This is a genomic window from Streptomyces sp. NPDC002588, from assembly GCF_040295925.1.
In the GTDB taxonomy this organism is placed as follows: Bacteria; Actinomycetota; Actinomycetes; order Streptomycetales; family Streptomycetaceae; genus Streptomyces.
Genome location: NZ_JBEOWF010000103.1, coordinates 1 through 4355 on the forward strand (window position 1 = coordinate 1; position 4355 = coordinate 4355).

The 4355-nt window shown below is 70.4% G+C and carries 6 protein-coding genes; 5 read left to right on the forward strand and 1 reads right to left on the reverse strand.

The genetic code is table 11. From position 1 onward, the window contains the following. Positions 1–215, reverse strand: a 215-nt coding sequence (locus ABT057_RS48845) for an NAD(P)-binding protein (RefSeq protein ID WP_352351846.1), incomplete at its 3' end; no start/stop codon positions are given. A gap of 179 nt (positions 216–394) precedes the next feature. Between ABT057_RS48845 and ABT057_RS48850 the strand changes: the two genes are divergently transcribed. From ABT057_RS48850 to ABT057_RS48870, 5 genes are all read left to right on the forward strand, one after another. Further along, on the forward strand, positions 395–583 hold the full coding sequence (locus ABT057_RS48850) for a hypothetical protein (protein WP_352351848.1): 189 nt from the start codon (positions 395–397) through the stop codon (positions 581–583). A gap of 64 nt (positions 584–647) precedes the next feature. Continuing rightward, positions 648–1388 (forward strand): SDR family NAD(P)-dependent oxidoreductase, encoded by a 741-nt coding sequence (locus tag ABT057_RS48855; RefSeq protein WP_352351850.1) that lies wholly within the window; start codon positions 648–650, stop codon positions 1386–1388. Between the two features lie 54 nt (positions 1389–1442). Then, positions 1443–2639 carry an NAD(P)/FAD-dependent oxidoreductase gene (locus ABT057_RS48860; protein WP_352351852.1) on the forward strand — a complete coding sequence of 399 codons (1197 nt, stop codon included), beginning with the start codon at positions 1443–1445 and terminating at the stop codon, positions 2637–2639. 51 nt (positions 2640–2690) lie between these two features. Further along, a complete protein-coding gene (locus tag ABT057_RS48865) occupies positions 2691–2885 on the forward strand; it encodes a ferredoxin (protein WP_314225783.1) in 195 nt (64 codons plus the stop codon). Between the two features lie 50 nt (positions 2886–2935). Further along, positions 2936–4174, forward strand: a complete 1239-nt coding sequence (locus tag ABT057_RS48870) for a cytochrome P450 (RefSeq protein WP_352351854.1) — start codon at positions 2936–2938, stop codon at positions 4172–4174. Positions 4175–4355: the final 181 nt, after the last annotated feature.

The following is a 4355-nucleotide window of genomic DNA, read 5'->3' on the forward strand; positions in this document are numbered from 1 at the left end:
TAGCCGTAGGTGTAGCTCTCGGAGTCGAAGCGGGCTTCGGGGTAGCGGTTCCAGTACCAGGTGCCGCCGACTCCGTGGCCGGCTTCCAGCAGGCGCACCGAGAAGCCCTCCTCGCGGGCCCGGTACAGCTGGTAGATGCCGGTGACACCGGCGCCGATGACCAGGACGTCCACGAGGTCCAGGTCCGCCGGGTTCGTCTTCGTCGTTTCGCTCATGTGCTCTCCCGCGTGAGCCTTGATTCATGTGTCGACCGGTCAGTCTAATATTGAGGTGAGAGTAGAGGAGTGGCTGACTTCATTCAATGGATGCAAATCTCACCACGGAGATTGATTGTACCGACCGTCTGGTCTAACTTTCGCTCAGGGACGCGAAGGCGCGCAACAGGAGCGAACTCATGACCGACGAGGGCGTCGAGGAAACCGCCGATCTGCGGGCCGCGGGCTGGAAGGCCGTGCGGGCCGCCCTGCAGGGCGTGTTCCCCGAGGACGAGATCGCCGAGGTCGTCCACCGCTCCAGCGGCTGCGCGGGATTCCCGCGGGCCGTCGCCGCCCGCACCGCCGCCCGAGAGGCGCTGAAGGGCTGACCCAGGCCCGGGCCGGGGCGTCAGCCGCCGGTGCGCCCCACAGCACAGCACACGAGGAGCACACATGTCACTGCAGGGAAAGGTCGCGGTCGTCACAGGCGGCGCGCGGGGAATCGGGCGCGGGATCGCCACCGTGCTGGCCGCCAAGGGGGCCGCCGTGGCGGTCTGGGACCTGAACACGGAGGGCGCCGAGAAGACCGCAGCGGAGATCCAGGCGGCAGGCGGCAGGGCCGTCGCGGTCGCCGGGGACGCGGCCGACGCCGCGGCCGTGGCCCGGTCCGCGGCACGCACCCGCGAGGAGCTCGGACCGGTCACGATCCTCGTCAACAACGCGGGGACCACCGCCTACGAGCCCTTCACCAGCATCAGCGAGGCCTCCTGGGACCGCATGATCGCGATCAACCTCAAGGGCCCGTTCCTGGTCACCCAGGAGCTGATCCCCGACATGGTCGAGGCGGGCTGGGGGCGGATCGTCAACATCTCCTCGTCGTCCGCGCAGACCGGGGCGCCGGCCATGGCGCACTACGCGTCCTCCAAGGGCGGTGTGATCGGGCTGACCCGGGCGCTGGCGGTGGAGTACATCGCCAAGGGGATCACCGTCAACCATGTCCCGCCCGGGTTCATCGACACCCCGCTGGTGCGCCAGGGACCGGTCGACGTCGAGGCGGTAGCGGCCACGATGCCGATGAAACGGGCCGGCACGCCCGAGGACGTGGCCCACGCGGTCGCCTATCTCGCCTCGGAGGAGGCGGGCTACGTGACCGGCCAGACGTTCGGCGTCAACGGCGGGCGCTACGTCTACTGACCACTCCGCCCGTCCCGCACAGAACACCGCACCAACGCTGCACTGGAGCCACGAATGAGCATCGAGGACGACGTCAGGCCCCCCGGCCACGTCCTGGTGGTGGGCGCCTCCGCGTCCGGACTGACCACCCTGGAGGCACTGCGCCGCAAAGGCTACAAGGGCCGGATCACGGTGCTCGGCGATGAACCGCACGCACCGTACGACCGGCCGCCGCTGTCCAAGCAGGTGCTCTCCGGAGCCTGGGAACCGGAACGGGCCGCCCTGCGCACGCAGGACGTGCTCGATGGTCTGGACGCCGAGTTCGTCCTCGGCGACCCGGCGGTCTCCCTGGACACGGCGACCCGCACGGTGGTGACCGCCTCCGGGCGGGAGCTGCGGGCCGACGCGATCGTGATCGCCACCGGTGTACGGCCGCGTACCCTGCCCGGCCAGGAAGGCCTGTCCGGGGTACACGTCCTGCGCACCCTCGACGACTCCCTCGCGCTGCGCAAGGAGCTGCTCGGCGCCTCCCGTGTCGTGGTCGTCGGCGAAGGCGTCCTGGGCTCCGAGATCTCCGCCACGGCCCGCACCCTGGGCCTGGACGTCACCCTCACCGGTCCGCTCGCGGCACCGATGGCACTCCAGGTGGGCCCGCTGGTCGCGGGCGTGCTGGGCGAGCTGCACAGCGAGCGCGGGGTACGACTGCGGCTGGGCGCCGGAGTCGCGGGCTTCACCTCCGAGGCGGGGCGGGTCACCGGCGTGCGGCTGACCACCGACGAGGAGCTGCCCGCCGACGTCGTGGTCGTCGCCATCGGCGCGGCCCCCGCCACCGAGTGGCTGGCGGACAGCGGCCTCGAACTCGACAACGGCGTGGTGTGCGACTCTCGTTGCCGAGCCGGGGAGAGCATCTACGCGGTGGGCGACGTGGCCCGCTGGCACCACGAGCACCTCGGCCGCCTCCTGCGGCTGGAGAACCGGACCAACGCCACCGAGCAGGCCATGGCGGTCGCCGCCGGCATCCTCGGCGACGACCGGCCGTACGTGCCGGTGCCGTACTTCTGGACCGACCAGTTCGACGCCAAGCTCCAGGTGCACGGCTTCCTGCCCGTGGACGCCGAAGTGGACGTCGTAGAGGGAGAGTTGGCCGCCCGACGCTTCGTCGCCCGGTATCGCAGCGAGGGCCGGGTCACCGGCGTCCTCGGCTGGAACATGCCCAAGCAGGCCCGCCTGCGCCGGCAGGAGATCGTCGACGCCCCAAGGGCTGTCCCGTAGCCGCCCCCTGAACCATCCCCGCCACCGCCCATGAACCACCAGGAGAGATCCATGAAGGTCGTCGTCGACGAAGAGAAGTGCGTTGCCGCAGGACAGTGCGTGGCCGCGGCCATGGACGTGTTCGACCAGCGCGAGGACGACGGCATCGTCGTCCTCCTCGACGAGAACCCGCCCGCGGAGCTGGCCGAGGACGTCCGCAACGCCGCCGCGGTGTGCCCCGCCCTGGCCATCCGCATCGAGGAATAGCGCCCCGAACCTCATCCCTTCCCCCTCACCCCATCACCGGAGGAACTTCCATGGCCGAGGCAGACACCCGGCACGCCCCCGAGGAGTCGGCGTACTTCTACCAGGACGACCGGGACGCCAGGTGTCCTTTCGCCCCGCCGCCCGGACTGCGCGCCCTGAACGAGAAGGGTCCCGTGACGAAAGCCCGGATCTGGGACGGCAGCACCCCGTGGCTGGTCACAGGCCACGCCGCGCAGCGCGCGATCCTGTCCGATCCCCGGGTGAGCTCGGACGACAAGCGGCCGGGATTCCCGTACCCGAACAAGGCCATGGCGGAGACCGCCCACCACCATCCGCTGACGATCTTCAACGCCGACGGCGCCGACCACACCCGTATCCGCCGCATGATGACCCGACCGTTCACCCGCCCCCGGATGGAGGCCCTGCGGCCGGACATCCAGCGGTTCACCGACGACCTCATCGACAAGATGCTCGCCGGCCCCAAGCCTGTGGACCTGGTGACGGCGCTGTCGCTGCCGCTGCCCTCGCTGATGATCTGTGCGCTGCTCGGTGTGCCGTACGAGGACCACGACTTCTTCCAGGAGCACGCCTCCTTCGCCACCCGCAGCGACAAGACGGCCGAGCAGCAGAACGCGGCGAACCGGGCGCTCGGCGGCTACCTGGCCGGACTGCTGCAGAAGAAGATGGACGAGCCGGCCGACGACGTGCTCTCGGACTTCGCCGCGCGGATCAAGGAGGGCGATCTCACCCTTCCCGAGGCCACCCTGCTGTCCATGATCCTGCTGATCGCCGGGCACGAGACCAGCGCCAACATGATCACGCTGGGCACCGCGCTGCTGCTGGAGAACCCCGACCAGATCGCACGGCTGCGTGAGATCGAGGACACCCGGGAGGCCGCGAACGCGGTCGACGAGATCCTTCGCTATCTGACCGTCGCGACCTTCGGACAGCGGCGCATCGCGGCCGAGGACTTCGAGTTCGAGGGCGCGCAGATCAAGGCCGGAGACGGCATCGTCGTCCCGCTGCCCGCCGGCAACTGGGACCCGGAGGCGTTCCCCGAGCCGGAGAAGCTCGACCTCACCCGCAAGGCGAACCACCACCATGCCTTCGGCTGGGGCATCCACCAGTGCCTGGGCCAGCAGCTGGCCCGGATCGAGCTCCAGGTCGTCTACGGCACCCTCTACCGGCGTATCCCGACCCTGCGCCTCGCCGTCGACCGTGACGAACTCGCGTTCCGTCCGGCCGACGCGCTCGCCTTCGGTATCGGCGAGCTGCCGGTGACCTGGTAGCCCGCCATCGGTGCCCCGCACCACCAGCCGGTCCCGCCCGGGCGGGACCGGTCCGCATCCGCATCCGCAGTACAACAGGAGTCAGGCATGAGTGAGTTCAGCTTCGAAGGACGTGTCGCGGTCGTGACCGGCGCGGGCCGGGGGATCGGCCGGGCCCACGCCCGCCTGCTGGCGGAGCGGG

What these genes read in the sequence shown, in the direction of transcription:
- ABT057_RS48850 (WP_352351848.1), top strand. Translation starts at nt 395, where the DNA reads ATGACCGACGAGGGCGTCGAGGAAACCGCCGATCTGCGGGCCGCGGGC.
- ABT057_RS48855 (WP_352351850.1), top strand. Translation starts at nt 648, where the DNA reads ATGTCACTGCAGGGAAAGGTCGCGGTCGTCACAGGCGGCGCGCGGGGA.
- ABT057_RS48860 (WP_352351852.1), top strand. Translation starts at nt 1,443, where the DNA reads ATGAGCATCGAGGACGACGTCAGGCCCCCCGGCCACGTCCTGGTGGTG.
- ABT057_RS48865 (WP_314225783.1), top strand. Translation starts at nt 2,691, where the DNA reads ATGAAGGTCGTCGTCGACGAAGAGAAGTGCGTTGCCGCAGGACAGTGC.
- ABT057_RS48870 (WP_352351854.1), top strand. Translation starts at nt 2,936, where the DNA reads ATGGCCGAGGCAGACACCCGGCACGCCCCCGAGGAGTCGGCGTACTTC.